The following is an 18,899-nucleotide window of genomic DNA, read 5'->3' on the forward strand; positions in this document are numbered from 1 at the left end:
AAAATAGCGTAATGTGCCGCAGTTCATACGTAATCAATTGCATCTGCTGGCGGGAGCCGGTATCACTATTTACAGCACATGTTTATGCGTAATGATCAGGAGAAAATATGTCCGGGATCGACTTTAGGCAGAAAATCAGTTTTCAGCGGCCATTTGGTAAATCCAGCTCGGCAGAAGATGAATACGAGATCACCAGAGTGTTTGAAAGTGATCGTGGCAGGATAGTTAATTCTGCCGCTATCCGGCGTTTGCAGCAAAAAACGCAGGTATTCCCATTGGAGCGCAATGCCGCAGTACGTAGTCGCTTAACCCATTCGCTGGAGGTGCAGCAGGTGGGGCGTTATATCGCCAAAGAGATCCTAAATCGCTTTAAGCAGGATAAAAAAATCACCGCTTATGGTTTGGATAAACTGCTTGATCCTTTTGAAAGTATTGTCGAAATGGCTTGCCTGATGCATGACATTGGCAACCCTCCGTTTGGTCATTTTGGTGAATCGGCTATTAATAACTGGTTTACCAAACAGATGGACCCTAATGGCGGTGGTGCTGAACCTAGGGGCAAAGATCAGTGCCTGATTCATGTGCTGAAACTGCGGGAAGGTGAGTCTGAACTTAATATTTTGCGCAGTAAAATCCGTCATGACCTCAGCCAGTTTGAGGGGAATGCACAGGCAATTCGCCTGGTTTACAGCTTATTAAAGCTGAATCTGACTTATGCTCAGGTCGGATGCATTCTTAAATATACCAAACCCGCTTATTGGTCTGCTGATATCCCACCGTCACATCACTATTTGATGAAAAAACCGGGTTTTTATCTGGCCGAAGAACACTATGTTAAAGATTTACGTCGCGAACTCAATATGGGCGAGTTTAACCGTTTTCCTCTAACATATATTATGGAAGCGGCTGATGATATTTCTTATTGTATTGCTGACCTCGAGGATGCTGTCGAAAAAACTATTTTCAGCGTAGAGCAACTTTATGAGCATCTGATGCAGGAGTGGGGCGAGGTGACTCACGGTGATCTGTTTGATAAAGTCGTCGGTGGTGCATTCCGTCAATTAGGTCGTGGGCAGGGGCGGCGTAGTTCAGAAGATCAATTTTTCATGTATTTACGGGTGAATACCGTGGGGAAATTAGTTCCTCATGCCGCACAACGCTTTATTGAACATCTTCCGGCAGTATTTTGTGGTTCGTTTAATCAAGCTTTATTAGAAGATTCTAGTCCTGCGTGTAAATTACTGCAAACCTTCAAAAAGGTTGCAGCGAAACACGTATTTAATCATCCGGAAGTAGAACAGCTTGAATTACAAGGGTATAGAGTAATAAGTGGGTTGCTGGATATTTATAGCCCGCTATTAGCTATGCCGCAAACTGCATTTACCCAATTGGTAGTAGAAGACACTCACCGCCAGTATCCCATTGAAACTCGGTTGTTCCATAAATTGTCGACGAAACATCGGTTGGCTTATGTTGAATCAACCGAAAATTTACGTAATTTATCGACTGAACAATATGAGATATATGAATATTATTATCGTGCGCGGCTAATTCAGGATTATATCAGTGGTATGACAGATCTTTATGCTTACGATGAGTATCGTCGTTTAATGGCTGCAGAATAACATATCGAGTGATGGCGAGTTGTCCGTTTAATAAGTTATAGTTTTGTAAAGACGGACAATATTTTTTACTATTGCTATTATTGGCTCTGTGAACTTCATTCCCCATATTTAATCTTACTATGCAAGACGTAAGTTTGTTACGTATCATTTAATTGACCCAATTGTTAATTGTATAGCGAGAACTTGAATACATGAAAAAAACAACTTTAGTGTTAAGTGCATTGGCATTGAGCATCGGTTTCGCCCTGGGGCCGGTCTCTTCTGCGGTTGCGGCAGAAACGGCTTCTTCCAGCAGCCAGCAGCTTCCTAGCCTGGCGCCTATGCTAGAGAAAGTCATGCCTTCGGTCGTCAGTATTAATGTAGAAGGCAGCACCCAGGTTAGCAATGCCGGTGCTGCGGGCCGGATGCCACCACAGTTCCAGCAATTCTTTGGTGATGACTCTCCATTCTGCCAGGATGGTTCGCCGTTCCAAGGCTCTCCGATGTGTCAGGGGGGGCAGGGCGGTCAAGGTGGTCAGCCAAGTAAACAGGAGTTTCGTTCCCTTGGTTCGGGTGTGATCATTGATGCCGCTAAGGGTTATGTGGTTACTAATAATCACGTTGTCGATAATGCCACCAAAATCAACGTAAAGTTGAGTGATGGGCGCAGCTATGAAGCAAAAGTGATTGGTAAAGATCCACGTACCGATATTGCACTGTTACAGCTCAAAGATGCTAAGAATCTGACTGCGATTAAAATTGCTGATTCTGACCAACTGCGCGTCGGGGATTATACCGTTGCTATTGGTAACCCCTATGGGCTGGGTGAAACCGTCACCTCAGGTATCGTGTCGGCCTTGGGACGCAGTGGTTTGAATGTGGAAAACTACGAAAACTTTATCCAGACTGACGCTGCGATTAACCGGGGTAACTCTGGCGGTGCGTTGATCAATCTCAACGGTGAGCTGATCGGAATTAACACCGCAATTCTGGCTCCGGATGGCGGTAATATCGGTATCGGGTTTGCTATCCCAAGTAACATGGTGAAAAACCTGACATCGCAGATGGTTGAGTTCGGCCAAGTGAAACGTGGCGAACTGGGCATCATGGGCACAGAGTTGAACTCTGAGCTGGCCAAAGCCATGAAAGTGGATGCACAGAAAGGCGCGTTTATCAGTCAGGTTATACCAAAATCTGCGGCGGCCAAAGCTGGGATTAAGGCGGGTGATGTGATTGTCAGTATGAACGGTAAAGCCATCAATAGCTTCGCTGGCTTCCGTGCTGAAATCGGTACTTTACCGGTGGGGAGCAAAATGACGCTGGGCCTGCTGCGTGACGGCAAACCGATCAATGTTGAGGTCACTCTGGAGCAGAGCAGCCAAACTCAGGTTGACTCCGGCAATCTCTACACCGGCATTGAAGGTGCGGAGTTGAGCAATACTGACGTTAACGGTAAGAAAGGCGTGAAAGTTGATAGCGTGAAAGCGGGGACCGCTGCGGCACGTATTGGCCTGAAAAAAGGCGATATCATCATGGGGATTAACCAACAACCGGTGCAGAACCTCGGTGAGCTGCGGAAGATCCTCGACACCAAACCATCGGTATTGGCATTGAGCATTCAGCGTGGTGATACTTCACTTTATTTATTAATGCAGTAACAATGTGATGTAGTGGTGTTGTTACCCTCAGGGCACAGTTAATTTTAGCTGTGCCCCTTTTGTTGTTTTTACTGGATTAAGTAATGTAACTACGTTGTCGCTACATAGATTTTTGCAGCACTGCGGACGTTATCCATCTCATCCATCAGTTCAAGCCATTCAGGTTGTAAATCCTGCAAGTTTGTTTGCTTGCGTAACTGCTGCTCAATAGTCAGACACAATTGCCTCAACCGCGGTACACCGCTACAGGCACAACTGCCATGAAATTTGTGAATCAGATTCAGAATATCCTCATCATCTGCTCCGGCCAGAATAGCGTCTACACGCAGAGTTACTTGCGGCATAAACTCTAACAGCATGATTAATAAGTCTTTAGCTAACATTTCTTTATTTGCAGCTTGCCTGACAGCGAGGGGCCAATCTATCGCGCCCTCACGACCTGGTGGTGGCGATGATAGCGGCGTAATATCTGTTTTGAGCGGTGGCGGGTTATTATGTTGATAGCGAGACAAAGCCTGTATCAGCCGGGCTTCATCAAGAGGCTTTGCCAAATAGTCTGCCATACCTAATTTTAATAATTGTTCTTGCTGCCCTCTGACGGCATGAGCGGTGACGGCAATGATAGGGGTGTCCTGATGATGTGACATCTGATGAATGATTTCGCTGGCACGGATACCATCAATTTCTGGCATTTGGATATCCATCAAAATGATATCTAAGGTATTTTCACGGGCATAGGCAATCGCCTTAGCGCCGCTGTCACATAATACGGTCTCTTCAACCAGTTCTTCGAGCAGAGTGCCAATTAATTTCAAGTTAGCGGGGTTGTCGTCAACGGCCATCACTTTGAAAGGTAACTTAGGCAGTTTATGAGGTTGTTCCAATAGAGGTAATTCACAAGGAGTATCTTCAGATAACAGCAGAGGAATCAATCGATTAGATGATAATGGCTTAACCAGGCACGCCTTGGCCCCGATTTGCTTAAGTTGTTCTGCTTCCACCTGTGATTGGCTTGGTAGGGCCAAAATAACGCGGTCTGCGATTTTCAATGCCGCCATCAATTTATCCTGATGAACGGCCATGTTATTACGGAATGGGATTGGCACACCAACTAACGAGAAATCATAATGCTGTGCAGGCAACTGAGCCAGTGTCGGGCTATGGGTTATCTGCAATGGCGTGACACTGAGCAGGTCTAACGTCGCTCTTGCGGCGGCGGCGTTACGCTCAATATAAGCCAGTGTCTTCCCTTCTAACCGTGACATATCCGGATGGCGATAGGCGATTGTGTCGTTAAGATCCAATGTGATATAAAATCGGAACGTTGATCCGCGATCCACCTGACTGTGGAAACTGATGTCGCCTCCCATCTCTTTGACCAATCTTTCAGTAATTACCAGCCCAAGCCCGGTGCCGCCGTGACGACGCGAAATACTGGCATCCGCCTGACGAAACGCCTGGAACAACTGAGCCTGTTGCGATTCAGAAATACCGATGCCGGTATCATGTATTTCGACCACTAGCGTGACCTGCTGGCTGGCGATTGCCCGCACCGCAACCAGAATATCAATATTGCCCTGTTCGGTGAATTTAATCGCATTTCCCAGCAGGTTTGTCACAATTTGCTGCAATCGCATGGCATCACCGACCACCTGCTCTGGCACGTCATTGTTCACATGCAACGTCAGTTCCAGGCCTTTCTCATGGGCGGTATGTGCCAGCAGGATAACCACTTCATCCAGTGCGCCACGCAGTGAGAAAGGGATATGCTCAAGGATCAGCTTCTCGGCTTCCAGCTTGGAAAAGTCCAGCACATCATTAATGATACACAACAGGTTGTTGGCAGAGCGCTGGATGGTTTGCAAATAGTCGGTTTGTGTCGGCGTCAGTGAGGTCTTCAGCGTTTGACGGGTAAAACCAATCACACCATTGAGTGGTGTACGCAACTCATGCGACATATTGGCCAGAAACTCCGATTTAATCCGTGCGGCTTCCTGCGCGCGTTTTTTCGCCAGTCCCAACTCGACGTTCTGGATCTCCATCTGCTCTAATGTTTCGCGTAGATCAGACGTGGCTTGATCGATATTTTGCTGCATCTCTTCGTGATAGGCTGCCAGCGACATTGCCATCGAGTTAATGCCATTTTTGAGAATATTCAATTCCCCAAGCATATGCCCTTCAACCCGACTATTTAACTGCCCACGACGAATACGGTCTACAGTATTTACCATATTACGGATCGGGCCGGTGACATCGCGCATTAGGCGATAAGCAAACAAAATCGCTACACACATGCAAAACAGCAGTAGTAAGGTGGAAATAAAGACTTCTTTATATTGTTGTAGGCGTACTGATTGCAGATCCAAATCCATCGCGATATAGCCTAATGGCTTATTAACCTGATTCGGATCTGAAGATCGCTGACTGGTTAAATTAGACTCAGCGACGATGGGCATACGCAGGATTAAGGAGTCGCCGCGATAGGAGAGCATTAGTGAGGTGGGAATTGGCTCGCCGTTGGGCAATCTTAATTGTGAGGAATTGTAATTATAGTTAGATGTGACGAAAAGATTATTATCTGCGTTAAAAACGGATATTGACCGAACAATACTCGAGTGTCTGCGGTGAAGTAGATTAATCAACTGGCGAACTGTATCGCGATTACGGAAGGTCATTCCATACTCGCTGGCAACGGCTAGCGGTTCGATAATATTCGTACCCGCGTTAACTACTTGGTTTTGCAGTTCATTATAGCGATTTACCATAAACGACGTGCTGAGTAACAGCCCAAGAAGCAGCGTGGGGGCCAGGATTAAAATCATCATGCGCGCGCGAAGACTGTATTTGGTCATGGTATTCCAATGTGGGATAATTAATAGCTTACGTAACCGATGCTTAATCAATCAATATGGCACAATTCTACTCCCCAAACCGATGTGTGACGACCCACCAAACGATAACGGTGACCGTAAACTCGCTGGACCCATTTGGGCAGGGCGTTGCACGCTATCAGGGAAAAGCTATTTTTATCCCCGGCGTTTTACCGGGGGAGCAGGCCGAAATTGAGCTGGTTGCACAGAAACGCCAGTATGGGCACGGTAAGCTTAAACGTTTACTTAACCAAAGTTGTGAAAGAGTCACTCCCCCTTGCCCTCACTTTGGTATTTGTGGAGGCTGTCAACAGCAACATGCCTGTGCTCAATTACAGCGCAATAGCAAAGCAGATGCACTCACCCGATTGGTCGCACGGGAAACTGGCGCACACGTCAAATTAGAACCGGTAATCTGTGGCCCAGAGTACGGCTATCGGCGGCGGGCCAGGTTGGCGCTGATGTATCAGCCTAAACAGCAACGGCTGCAAATGGGTTTTCACCGCACTGAATCCCATAATGTAGTCAGTATAAAACATTGCCCGGTCCTGAGGCCAGAATTGGAGCATTTGTTGCAACCGCTCTATCAGTGTTTGTCTGAATTAAAAGCTGTTCGTCGGTTAGGGCATGTAGAGTTGGTGTTAGCTGATAACGGGCCGTTGCTGGTTTTGCGCCACCTTGATACCCTTAACGAGGTAGACCGTAAGGCTCTGACCGAATTTGCCAAACGGGAACAGATCGCGGTATATCTGGCCGCTAACAGCGACAGTTTGGAAAAACTGATTGGTGAAGACCCCTATTACCAGATTGACGGTCTACGCTTAGCATTTCACCCGCGGGATTTTATTCAGGTCAATGATGTGGTTAACCAGCAAATGGTGGCTCAGGTTATAGAATGGCTTGAAGTCGAGCCGCATGAGCGGGTGTTGGATCTGTTCTGCGGTATGGGTAATTTCACATTGCCACTGGCGCGACGTGCGCGCAATGTCGTCGGGGTGGAAGGAGTTGCGGCGCTGGTAGCGAATGGGCAATATAATGCCCTGACTAATGGGCTAGCCAACGTGTCATTTTTTCATGAGAATCTGGAGTCTGACATTAGCCGCCAGCCGTGGGCGGCGCAAGGTTTCGATAAAGTATTGTTAGATCCCGCTCGCGCAGGTGCTGCCGGGGTTATGTCACACATAGTCAAACTGGCGCCGAAGCGGGTGGTGTATGTTTCGTGTAATCCCACCACGCTGGCACGGGATAGTCAGGTGCTGTTAGCCGCCGGTTACCGTCTTGCTCAGGTGCGAATGTTGGATATGTTTCCCCACACCGGGCATCTTGAATCTATGGCGCTGTTTATGCAGGAGCCAGGGGTCGCAAAGTAGGGAGAAGTTATGGTTGCGGTACGAAGTGCACATTTGAATCCAGCGGGCGAGTTTGCTCTCGACGATTGGATCGCCAGTTTGGGGCTTCCTAATCCGCAGTCAGGTGAGCGCCTGGCCGAAACCTGGCGGTATTGTGAGCAGCAGACGCAAAACCATCCCGATGCCTCATTGTTGCTGTGGCGCGGCCTTGAAATGGTTGAAATTCTTTCCACCCTTAGCATGGATAATGACAGTATGCGCGCGGCGCTACTGTTCCCGCTGGTGGATGCCAACGTGGTGGATGAAGCCACGCTGACCGAACAATTCGGTAAAGGTATTACTTATCTGGTGCACGGTGTGCGCGATATGGATGCCATCCGTCAGTTGAAAGCCACTCATAATGACTCCATGAGCTCTGAGCAAGTGGATAACGTGCGCCGTATGTTATTGGCGATGGTGGAAGATTTCCGCTGTGTGGTCATCAAACTGGCAGAGCGCATTGCACATTTACGTGAAGTGAAAGATGCGCCGGAAGACGAACGCGTACTGGCGGCCAAAGAGTGTTCCAATATCTATGCGCCACTGGCTAACCGCTTGGGTATCGGCCAGATAAAGTGGGAGTTGGAAGACTTCTGCTTCCGCTATTTGCATCCAGATGAATATAAGCAAATCGCCAAATTGCTCCACGAGCGCCGTATCGATCGTGAGCAATTCATTGATGATTTTGTAGCCACATTGCACAAAGCAATGGCAGATGAAGGGATCAAAGCCGACATTTATGGTCGCCCCAAGCATATCTACAGTATCTGGCGCAAAATGCAGAAGAAGTCGCTGGCCTTCGATGAACTGTTTGATGTGCGAGCCGTGCGGGTAGTGGTGGAGCGCTTACAGGATTGCTATGCCGCACTCGGTATTGTCCATACCCATTTCCGCCATTTGCCCGATGAATTTGATGATTACGTTGCTAACCCTAAACCCAATGGTTATCAGTCAATTCATACTGTAGTCCTCGGGCCGCGTGGGAAAACGCTGGAGATTCAGATTCGTACCCGCCAGATGCATGAAGATGCTGAACTGGGGGTTGCTGCCCACTGGAAGTACAAAGAAGGTGCGGTGGCCGCAGGTCGCTCCGGTTACGAAGGGCGCATTGCCTGGTTACGTAAGCTGATTGCCTGGCAGGAAGAGATGGCAGATTCCGGCGAGATGCTGGATGAAGTGCGCAGTCAGGTGTTTGACGATCGGGTCTATGTGTTTACGCCGAAAGGCGATGTTATTGATTTACCTGCTGGTTCTACCCCACTCGACTTCGCTTACCATATTCATAGCGATGTGGGGCACCGCTGTATTGGGGCTAAAATCAGTGGCCGAATTGTGCCGTTTACTTACCAGTTACAGATGGGTGATCAGATTGAAGTCATCACCCAGAAACAGCCTAACCCAAGCCGTGACTGGCTGAATCCTAACCTCGGTTATGTCACTACCAGCCGCGGGCGCTCCAAGATTCATAACTGGTTTAGAAAACAAGACAGAGACAAGAATATTCTTGCTGGCCGACAGATGTTGGATGACGAGCTGGAGCACATGGATATCAGTCTGAAAGAGGCAGAGAAGCTGCTGGTGCCGCGCTATAACATGAATTCGATGGATGAAGTGTTGGCGGCTATTGGCGGTGGTGATATTCGTCTGAATCAGATGGTCAACTTCCTGCAAGGCAAATTAAATAAGCCAACGGCGGAAGAGGCTGATTTAGAGGCATTACGCCATCTGAATAATAAACATCAGCCACCGCCACGCAATGCCAGTAAAGACAGCGGGCGCATTGTCGTCGAAGGTGTCGGTAACCTGATGCACCATATTGCGCGCTGCTGCCAGCCTATTCCGGGTGATGAAATTATTGGTTTTATCACCCAAGGTCGCGGAATATCCATTCACCGCGCCGATTGTGAGCAGCTAGCCGAGTTACAATCCCATGCGCCTGAGCGGATTGTCGATGCGGTTTGGGGGGAGAGCTATTCCAGTGGCTATTCGCTGGTGGTGCGGGTTACCGCCAATGATCGCAGTGGCTTGTTGCGTGATATCACCACCATTTTGGCGAACGAAAAGGTCAATGTACTGGGGGTTGCCAGCCGTAGCGATACCAAAAAGATGATGGCAACCATCGATATGGATATCGAGATCTACAATCTACAGGTGCTGGGCAGAGTGTTGGCCAAGCTGAATCAGTTGCCGGATGTGATAGATGCCCGTCGGCTCCACGGCAATTAAGTTTTTGATCTGGACGGCTACTGCGCTTTGGCATATTGATATTGGGCAGTGCTCGCCCTCCTCATGTACTACGTGTACATTCCGGGGGCTGTGCGCTGGCCGCAATCAATCTGCCTGCGCTCGCTACGCCTCAAATTTTTTTAAAAAAAGTGAATAAATTCAGATGACCCAGCCAGTAACTACCCCTGCTACCACCGCTTTAGCACTACAACGTTTGCTGGATATTATGCGTACTTTGCGCGATCCGGCGCATGGCTGTCCGTGGGATCGTAAACAGACGTTTGACACCATCGCTCCCTATACATTAGAAGAAACCTATGAGGTGCTTGACGCGATTCAGCGCAAGGATTTTGACGATTTACGTGATGAATTGGGGGATTTGCTGTTTCAGGTGGTGTTTTATGCACAGATGGGGCAGGAGCAAGGGCTATTTGCGTTCGATGATGTTTGTCATGCCATCTGCGATAAACTGGAACGTCGCCATCCACATGTATTCCCTGATGCGCCGCAAAACGTTTCAGACGCTATAATTAGCAGTGACACTGCATTGGCAGGGTGGGAGTCGCGTAAAGCCGAAGAAAGGGCGGAGAAGGCATTATATTCGGCATTAGATGATATCCCTGACGCGCTGCCCGCGCTGATGAAAGCGCATAAAATCCAGCAGCGTTGCGCATCAGTCGGTTTTGATTGGGACACTCTGGGGCCGGTGCTGGATAAAGTCTACGAAGAGATCGATGAAGTGATGTTCGAAGCTCACCAGGTAGTGGTGGATGAAGAGAAGTTGGGTGAGGAAATTGGTGATTTACTGTTTGCCACCGTTAACTTATCTCGCCATTTAGGCCATAAAGCTGAAAATGCCTTACAGGCGGCAAATCGTAAGTTTGAACGTCGTTTTCGTCAGGTAGAACAAATAGTTACGGCGTCAGGTAAGACTATGGAGAGCGCGACATTGGATGAAATGGAATCTGCCTGGCAGCAAGTTAAAAAGCAAGAAACTGAAATGTAAGGTGTTTTAATTCATTTGATGGATGGTTGTTGAATTTTAATTGCGCTAATGCATTGAATTATAAAGGATAGTAGGGCGGTATTCCGTGCAGTCTTAGCGGTGAAAACGGTCACTGGTACGGAGAGTGTTTGTAGCGAAACCAAGGTTCGGGTATACTACTTTCCCGTCTTGGTTCTTCCATCGTCTTTAAACCTAAACTTCAGGTTCAGCATGACAACTAATTATATTTTTGTGACCGGCGGGGTCGTATCCTCTCTGGGTAAAGGCATTGCCGCAGCCTCTCTGGCGGCTATACTTGAAGCCCGTGGCCTCAACGTTACCATCATGAAACTGGACCCGTATATCAACGTGGATCCGGGCACCATGAGCCCGACACAACACGGGGAAGTTTTCGTCACCGAAGATGGTGCTGAAACCGATCTGGATTTAGGGCACTACGAGCGCTTCATTCGCACCAAAATGACCCGCCGTAATAACTTCACCACCGGCCGTATCTACTCGGAAGTTCTGCGTAAAGAGCGCCGTGGCGACTACTTGGGTGCGACCATTCAGGTTATTCCTCACATCACCAATGCCATTAAAGAACGTATCATCGAAGGCGGCGAAGGTCACGATGTCGTTTTGGTTGAAATTGGTGGTACCGTGGGCGATATTGAATCTCTGCCATTCCTCGAGGCCATTCGTCAGATGGCGGTTGATGTTGGCCGCGAGCATACACTTTACATGCACCTGACATTGGTTCCTTACCTGGCGGCTGCCGGTGAAGTGAAAACTAAGCCAACGCAACATTCGGTAAAAGAGCTGCTTTCTATCGGTATTCAGCCAGATGTGCTGATTTGCCGTTCTGATCGCGCAGTTCCTGCTAATGAACGGGCCAAAATTGCCTTGTTCTGCAATGTGCCAGAGAAAGCGGTTATCTCCCTAAAAGATGTTGATTCCATTTATAAAATCCCAGGGCTATTGAAATCACAGGGCCTTGACGATTATATTTGTAAACGATTCAGCTTAACTTGTCCTGAAGCAAATCTCGCTGAATGGGAACAGGTATTATACGAAGAATCAAATCCGGGTGGCGAAGTGACCATCGGGATGATCGGCAAATACGTAGAACTGCCGGATGCTTATAAATCGGTGATTGAAGCGCTCAAGCACGGCGGGCTAAAAAATCGTCTGACGGTGAATATTAAGCTGATCGATTCGCAAGATGTTGAAACGCGCGGCGAAGAGATGCTAAAAGGGCTGGATGCTATCCTTATCCCCGGCGGTTTCGGTTACCGTGGTGTGGAAGGCAAAGTACTGGCGGCACGCTATGCCCGTGAACACAATATTCCTTATCTGGGTATTTGCCTGGGTATGCAGGTTGCACTGATGGAGTTTGCCCGCAATGTGGCGGGGATGGAAAATGCGAACTCCACAGAATTTGTGCCAGACTGTAAGTATCCGGTGGTCGCATTAATCACCGAATGGCGTGATGAAGACGGCAACGTTGAAGTACGCACGGAAGAGAGCGATTTGGGCGGTACCATGCGTGTGGGTGGGCAGCAATGTCACCTGACTGAAGGTAGCCTGGTGCGCCAGATGTATGGCGAACCTACCATCGTTGAACGTCATCGTCATCGCTATGAAGTAAACAACATGTTGTTGAAGCAGATTGAAGCCGCCGGGTTACGTGTAGCAGGGCGTTCTGCGGATAACAAACTGGTGGAAATCATCGAGTTACCAAATCACCCGTGGTTTGTGGCTTGTCAGTTCCATCCAGAATTTACTTCGACGCCGCGTGATGGTCACCCGTTGTTCGCCGGTTTTGTAAAAGCGGCTGGTGATTATCAGAAGCGCCAGGTGAAATAAAATATTTGGTAGAAGGGGCGGCAGCGATGTCGCCCCCTCTGTCTGGAGTTTTAGTTTAACTTGTACTGAGGAGAATCTAATGTCCAAAATCGTTAAAGTCATCGGTCGCGAAATCATCGACTCCCGTGGTAACCCAACTGTAGAAGCCGAAGTTCATCTGGAAGGCGGTTTTGTTGGTTTGGCTGCGGCACCATCAGGTGCTTCTACTGGTTCCCGTGAAGCACTGGAACTGCGTGACGGTGACAAATCCCGTTTCCTGGGCAAAGGCGTTCTGAAAGCCGTTGCAGCAGTAAATGGCCCAATTGCTCAGGCAGTTATCGGTAAAGATGCCAAAGATCAGGCTAATATCGATAAAATCATGATCGATCTGGACGGTACTGAGAACAAATCCCAGTTTGGTGCTAACGCCATCCTCGCTGTTTCTCTGGCAGCTGCGAAAGCCGCAGCAGCATCTAAAGGCATGCCTTTGTATGAGCACATTGCTGAACTGAACGGCACCCCAGGCAAATTCTCTATGCCATTGCCGATGATGAACATCATCAACGGCGGCGAGCATGCTGATAACAACGTTGATATTCAAGAGTTTATGATTCAGCCAGTCGGCGCTAAAACTCTGAAAGAAGCGGTTCGCATCGGTTCTGAAGTGTTCCATACCTTGGCTAAAGTTCTGAAATCCAAAGGCATGAGCACTGCGGTAGGCGACGAAGGCGGCTACGCGCCAAACCTGGGTTCTAACGCCGAAGCATTGGCTGTTATCGCTGAAGCGGTAAAACAGGCAGGCTACGTGTTGGGCAAAGACGTCACTCTGGCGATGGACTGTGCTGCATCTGAATTCTACAAAGATGGCAAATATGTCCTGGCTGGCGAAGGCAACAAAGCGTTCACTTCTGAAGAGTTCACTCACTTCCTGGAAGACCTGACCAAACAGTACCCAATCGTTTCTATCGAAGACGGTCTGGACGAATCTGACTGGGCTGGCTTCAAATACCAGACCGAAGTTCTGGGTGACAAAATCCAGTTGGTTGGTGACGACCTGTTCGTAACCAACACCAAGATCCTGAAGGAAGGTATCGACAAAGGCGTTGCTAACTCTATCTTGATTAAATTCAACCAGATCGGTTCTCTGACCGAAACTCTGGCTGCTATCAAGATGGCGAAAGATGCAGGTTACACCGCGGTTATCTCTCACCGTTCAGGCGAAACCGAAGATGCTACTATTGCCGATCTGGCAGTCGGTACCGCAGCGGGCCAAATCAAAACCGGTTCTATGAGCCGTTCTGACCGTGTTGCTAAATACAACCAGCTTATTCGGATTGAGGAAGCGCTGGGCGACCGCGCACCATTCAACGGTCTTAAAGAAGTCAAAGGCCAGTAATTACTGCGCTCTACCTTCTGTAAAACAGTTTGTTGATAACCCACCTTAATAGGTGGGTTTTTTTATGGATTTATTTTTGTGGTAAAGAATAATAATACTTATAAAGATAATTTGAGATGGAATTAAATCGGTTTTAGGTAGAATGGCTTGGCATAGACTATATGAAAGATATTCTACCTATTCACTAATTTATAAGGATTTATATGAGAAATTCATATTCTGCACCCTATGAGAAAAAACCATCATTAGACCTGAATTATTTTGAAAAAGGTATGATTGAGTTTAATGACGGCGTGGAAAAAAAATTAAAATATATTGATGATGGTATACAATGTGATTTTAGCGGGAACGCGAGTTTATCAGATCTATTTTTACATCTATTTCCTAACTTCAGTAAATATGAGTTTGATTACTACCTGAATATCGCAGATGGTTCATCCCGACGCTATAACTTAGCGAGGATGTTAGTATTAAATGACTCTGGTGCATCCAAAGATTTAATTTTTCAAGCTGTTGAAAATGAGAATAAATATGTCCTTATTTACACGCTTATTAAAATAGGGTTTAATGAAGATGAGATAAATGAATTATTTTTCAGGCATGACTCTCCCCACGAGATAGATATAAAAAAATTGCAGCAGGATTCAGGTATTCTATTGCAAGAAAAAAAGATACTACAACATCTAAAAAAACAGGATGCTAATAATCCGTTTTTAACCGAAACTTCATTATATAAATCTAAGCGAGTAGTGAGTGCATTTAATCCCCAATTACTTGAGAAAACAGGGTTCTCCCATATTAATAAAGACATGTCCGATAGTAAAAAAATAGAGATCACTAATAAAATAGTAACAATAGATATTGCAGAGAAAAATAGAAAGATAGCTCGAGCTGTAGATGATTATGGCGTTAGTAAAAAACTGGCAAGGTTTGCATATAACAATAAAATAGTTTTCAATAAATCCATTAAAATTTTAAAAGAATTGACGGTTAGCGGTATCGAGTATGAAGATTTAAAAAAAATCGTAAGAGGATCATTCGATTTATCTATGTTACCTTACTCTAAGTCTATTACGAATTTCTATTTGGCACAATATAACTATAATGTTAGCCTTGAAGGAAGTAAAGTAAGTGATATATTGACCGGTTCTTTAATCATAGATTTTAATTATGTTCTTTCAGGTAAGCCCAAAGTGCTACGTAAGGAGATAATTGAAGTTATTAGTTTAAAAAAAGATGAAGTAGCTTTTAGTTCAGTGGAATTAATCACCTTGATTAACGGCGGTGTATCCGATGAATTATTATACTCGGTTGCTAAGGGGGAAATTACTGCCAGCGAAGCTTATCTTATTCATGTATTTAAAGTGAGGAAAAATGAAATAAAAATAATATGTAACAAGATTAGAAGCAAGGAATTATCCTCAGAAGGCATTTTTTCCTATGCAAAGGGCGTGCGTCAGGATGGAAATACTCAGCCAGACATAAATAATAAGTTAGCTCCCGGCATTCAAGGCACCTTGAATGGTAAAACGAAAAACGTTCCTCTCCCTACTGAATTGGAATCGAAAGGGATAATCGAGCCTGTTAATAACTCTGAATCTGCCAGATTATCGTACGCTGAATCTGAGAGGGGAATATCTAAAACTAATATTGACATCAATATATCGGAAAATAGAGCAGCATTGGAAAGACAAAAATCTCAAATAGATGAAGGTATAAGTAAATCCTTTATTTTATATTTGAATTTATCTAAAAAAACGAATGATGTAATTTTTGATAAGGTGAGTCGTAAGAGGCTTTTTCAGACTGATCGCTTAAAGGGTCATGAAAAAATAATTAGCTTTCTTTCGCCCGAACGCAACTATGGACTTATTGAAATTTCAAACTTAGTTATTCTGGCTGAAAATAATGCATCTGATGATATATTAAAATCAGTTGCGAATGGAGATGTCTTATTTCAACAGGCTTATGTTGAAATTCAATGCGGCGTAATTGATAAGAATATAGTTGAAAAAAGTATTAAGCGTGAAGATGGAGGAATTACCGTACATATTGATGGTGGAACAGTAATGACTAGCTCAAAAAAAGGGTGCCAAGAAAACCAGACAGTTGACGAATGTCCTGCTATGTATAAAAAGCAGGTAGCTAAAGCGGCTGATAAGGTACAGGCGAAACGCAAACTTGTTGCGAATAATATTAACTCCAAAGTAATGTTATCACCGAAGAGTGATATATCATCTGAAGGGTATTTATCCCCCTTAACGTATCTAATGTCTTCCATCCTGGAAAATAGCGAAATGCTCTGCTCATATAATTCTCCAACGAATTCTAATGCATTGGCAAGCTTCGGTGATATGTTAGCTGTGAGCTAACTTTAAATATAATGTGGCACCCGCAAATTAGTTGACTCATCCCAATTAACCTATTATTACCGCTTGTTTCCTGCGAGATTAATCTGAATCTCGCAGGGATGACCTGTCTGACTCACATCTAAAACACCGCTGCCGTGCAGATAATTCATCACTGGTTATTATTAATAAGTACCGGAATGATTCGACAATAATGCATAAAGGAAGATAACTGATGAAACTGAAATACTTAACGTTACCGGCGATACTTTTTGCCGGCAGTGTGCTGGCGGCAGGTGTTACCGTAACGATGAATGAAGCGCTGCCCGACGGTAATGGTAAGGCCCTCGGCACTGTGACTGTGACCGAAACCCCTTATGGTTTGCTGTTCACGCCGAAGCTAACTGGGTTGGTGGCAGGTATTCATGGTTTCCACCTACATGAGAACCCAAGCTGTACTCCGGGGCAAAAAGACGGTAAAGCCATGCCAGCACTCGCTGCGGGGGGGCATTTTGACCCACAAAAAACCGCCGCACACCTTGGGCCTTATAATGACCAAGGGCATCTTGGCGATCTGCCAGGGCTGGTGATGAATGCCGATGGCACGGCTACTTATCAGGTATTGGCTCCACGGCTGAAATCACTCTCTGAGATTAAAAAACACGCGCTGATGATCCATGCCGGTGGTGATAATTATGCCGATCATCCTATGCCATTAGGCGGTGGCGGTGCGCGGATGGCCTGTGGTGTGATTGAGTAATACTCTGATACAGACAAACTGGCAGCAGAAGTGTTGCCAGTTTGGTCACAGTCAGAGAATCTGCGATAATCGCCCATTGGCTTGAATCAGGATAGATATGCAGATGCAGTACCCGATTAATGAAATGTTCCAGACCTTGCAGGGCGAAGGTTACTTCACCGGCGTACCGGCGATTTTCGTGCGCTTGCAGGGCTGTCCGGTAGGTTGCAGTTGGTGCGATACTAAACACACTTGGGAGAAAGAGGCCGATCGGGAAGTCGATATGCAACGCATCATGGTAAAAACTGCCGAAAGTGATGCTTGGGGTTCCGCCAGCGAACAGCAACTATTGGATCTCTTCATTCAACAAGGCTATACCGCTCGCCATGTGGTGATAACGGGGGGGGAGCCTGCTATTTATGATTTGTTTCCGTTAACCTCACAGCTAGAACAAGCCGGTTACCGTTGTCAGATTGAAACCAGCGGTACTCATGAAGTGCGGTGCTCGGCCACCACTTGGGTAACGGTTTCGCCAAAAGTGAATATGCGTGGTGGCCTGAAAGTGCTACCTCAGGCATTAGAGCGAGCTGATGAAATTAAACATCCAGTGGGGCGTCTACGGGATATCGAGGCGCTGGAGGCATTGCTGGAAACACTGACGGATGACAAAAAGCGGATTATTGCCTTGCAGCCTATCAGCCAGAAAGACGAGGCTACCAAGCTCTGTATTGAAACTTGTATCGCCAGGAACTGGCGGCTATCGATGCAGACACATAAGTATTTAAATATCGCTTAATCCCCTTCGCCCTTGCTGCCGCAGCGGTGTTGCGGCGCTTACTAACCCGAATCACTTACTCATGTAAGCTCATCGGGATTTGTTCGCTTGCAGCCTTGCTGTAATGCCAATGACTTTGGGGATCCGATGCGCCTTTGCCGTTACAGCGTTGTTAGCTGCGTTCATTACTCGGCCCATCCATGGGCCTCGCCTCTGCGAGGCCGCTGCAAGCAGCGTTCAAATCTGCTCCCGACAGATTTGTCACCCGAATCACTTACTCATGTAAGCTCATCGGGATTTGTTCGCTTGCAGCCTTGCTGTAACGCCAATGATTTTGGGTATCAGCTTTACTCGCCGCGATAAACACAACCCGCAGAACAGGTCTCTTTCACCATCACCGCGCTCAGTTCTGGTAACTGCGGTTTAAGTTGTTGCCAAATCCAACTGGCCAGCACTTCACTGGTTGGATTTTCCAAACCAGGAATGTCATTTAGATAATGATGATCCAAACGCTCCCAAATGGGGTTAAATGCGGCTTTCAGCTCAGCAAAATCCATCACCCAGCCGGAGTGAGCGTCAACTTCACCAGTGACCTCAATACGGATCATAAATGAATGGCCGTGCAAGCGACCGCACTTATGGCCCTCTGGGACATGAGGTAGCCGATGGGCAGCTTCAAACTGAAAATCTTTAAATAGAGTAGTGCTCATAGTCTTGACCTTATTAACTCAAAAACCGCCGCATAGTACCGGAAAGCACCGATACTGGCTATGATCGCGCGTAACGACGGCGGTATTGGGTCTGCCATATTTTTATTTATATCACCTAGCTTACTGATTTATATACAGACGTAGACCTATGTATGATTGATGTAACCACAAGTGAATTTTCCTAATAAGTTGAATACTTTAACTCGTATCTATTACCTGAAAAACTGCTTAGTCGTTTTAGTTATTTATTATTTCCATCGCTTCTTTAATTGTTATTATCGGGATGGTTAACCTTACAAACTATCAAGACTTTTGAGCGCAAACTGTTTGCACTGATAGTTGTCCGTGCCTT

12 protein-coding genes are annotated in these 18,899 nt (G+C 46.5%); 10 read left to right on the top strand and 2 right to left on the bottom strand.

What is annotated here, in order from left to right:
* Positions 1-107 precede the first annotated feature (107 nt).
* Both dgt and degP read left to right on the top strand, forming a co-directional pair.
* Positions 108-1,625, top strand: a complete 1,518-nt coding sequence (gene dgt, locus YALDO0001_RS06415) for a dGTPase (RefSeq protein WP_004701101.1) — start codon at positions 108-110, stop codon at positions 1,623-1,625.
* Between the two features lie 191 nt (positions 1,626-1,816).
* Positions 1,817-3,262 carry a serine endoprotease DegP gene (gene degP / locus YALDO0001_RS06420; protein WP_004701103.1) on the top strand — a complete coding sequence of 482 codons (1,446 nt, stop codon included), beginning with the start codon at positions 1,817-1,819 and terminating at the stop codon, positions 3,260-3,262.
* 89 nt (positions 3,263-3,351) lie between these two features.
* On the opposite strand, the gene barA is transcribed toward degP, so the two are convergent.
* A complete protein-coding gene (gene barA / locus YALDO0001_RS06425) occupies positions 3,352-6,114 on the bottom strand; it encodes a two-component sensor histidine kinase BarA (RefSeq protein WP_042839501.1) in 2,763 nt (920 codons plus the stop codon).
* Positions 6,115-6,170: 56 nt separating this feature from the next.
* Here barA and rlmD point away from each other — a divergent pair, with 56 nt between their 5' ends.
* The 8 genes from rlmD to queE all read left to right on the top strand — a co-directional run bounded on the left by rlmD (position 6,171) and on the right by queE (position 17,858).
* A complete protein-coding gene (gene rlmD / locus YALDO0001_RS06430; RefSeq protein ID WP_042547864.1) occupies positions 6,171-7,502 on the top strand; it encodes a 23S rRNA (uracil(1939)-C(5))-methyltransferase RlmD in 1,332 nt (443 codons plus the stop codon).
* Positions 7,503-7,511: 9 nt separating this feature from the next.
* Positions 7,512-9,746, top strand: a complete 2,235-nt coding sequence (relA, locus tag YALDO0001_RS06435; RefSeq protein WP_042547865.1) for a GTP diphosphokinase — start codon at positions 7,512-7,514, stop codon at positions 9,744-9,746.
* 163 nt (positions 9,747-9,909) lie between these two features.
* Entirely contained in the window at positions 9,910-10,752 is an 843-nt protein-coding gene (gene mazG / locus YALDO0001_RS06440; RefSeq protein WP_004701110.1) for a nucleoside triphosphate pyrophosphohydrolase, read from the top strand.
* A gap of 210 nt (positions 10,753-10,962) precedes the next feature.
* On the top strand, positions 10,963-12,600 hold the full coding sequence (pyrG, locus tag YALDO0001_RS06445) for a glutamine hydrolyzing CTP synthase (protein ID WP_004701112.1): 1,638 nt from the start codon (positions 10,963-10,965) through the stop codon (positions 12,598-12,600).
* 79 nt (positions 12,601-12,679) lie between these two features.
* Complete coding sequence (eno, locus tag YALDO0001_RS06450; RefSeq protein ID WP_004701114.1) at positions 12,680-13,975, top strand: phosphopyruvate hydratase; 1,296 nt, start codon at positions 12,680-12,682, stop codon at positions 13,973-13,975.
* Between the two features lie 203 nt (positions 13,976-14,178).
* On the top strand, positions 14,179-16,347 hold the full coding sequence (locus tag YALDO0001_RS06455) for a hypothetical protein (RefSeq protein WP_004701117.1): 2,169 nt from the start codon (positions 14,179-14,181) through the stop codon (positions 16,345-16,347).
* A gap of 211 nt (positions 16,348-16,558) precedes the next feature.
* On the top strand, positions 16,559-17,083 hold the full coding sequence (gene sodC, locus YALDO0001_RS06460; RefSeq protein ID WP_004701119.1) for a superoxide dismutase family protein: 525 nt from the start codon (positions 16,559-16,561) through the stop codon (positions 17,081-17,083).
* Between the two features lie 103 nt (positions 17,084-17,186).
* The gene (queE, locus tag YALDO0001_RS06465; RefSeq protein ID WP_042839522.1) at positions 17,187-17,858 is read left to right on the top strand and encodes a 7-carboxy-7-deazaguanine synthase QueE; all 672 of its coding nucleotides are present in this window, start codon (positions 17,187-17,189) and stop codon (positions 17,856-17,858) included.
* Between the two features lie 326 nt (positions 17,859-18,184).
* Here the strand turns inward: queE and queD are convergent, their stop codons facing one another.
* Positions 18,185-18,547, bottom strand: coding sequence for a 6-carboxytetrahydropterin synthase QueD (queD, locus tag YALDO0001_RS06470; protein ID WP_042839502.1), 363 nt, complete (start codon positions 18,545-18,547; stop codon positions 18,185-18,187).
* Positions 18,548-18,899: the final 352 nt, after the last annotated feature.

Source organism: Yersinia aldovae ATCC 35236, assembly GCF_000173735.1.
GTDB classification, from domain to species: Bacteria; Pseudomonadota; Gammaproteobacteria; order Enterobacterales; family Enterobacteriaceae; genus Yersinia; species Yersinia aldovae.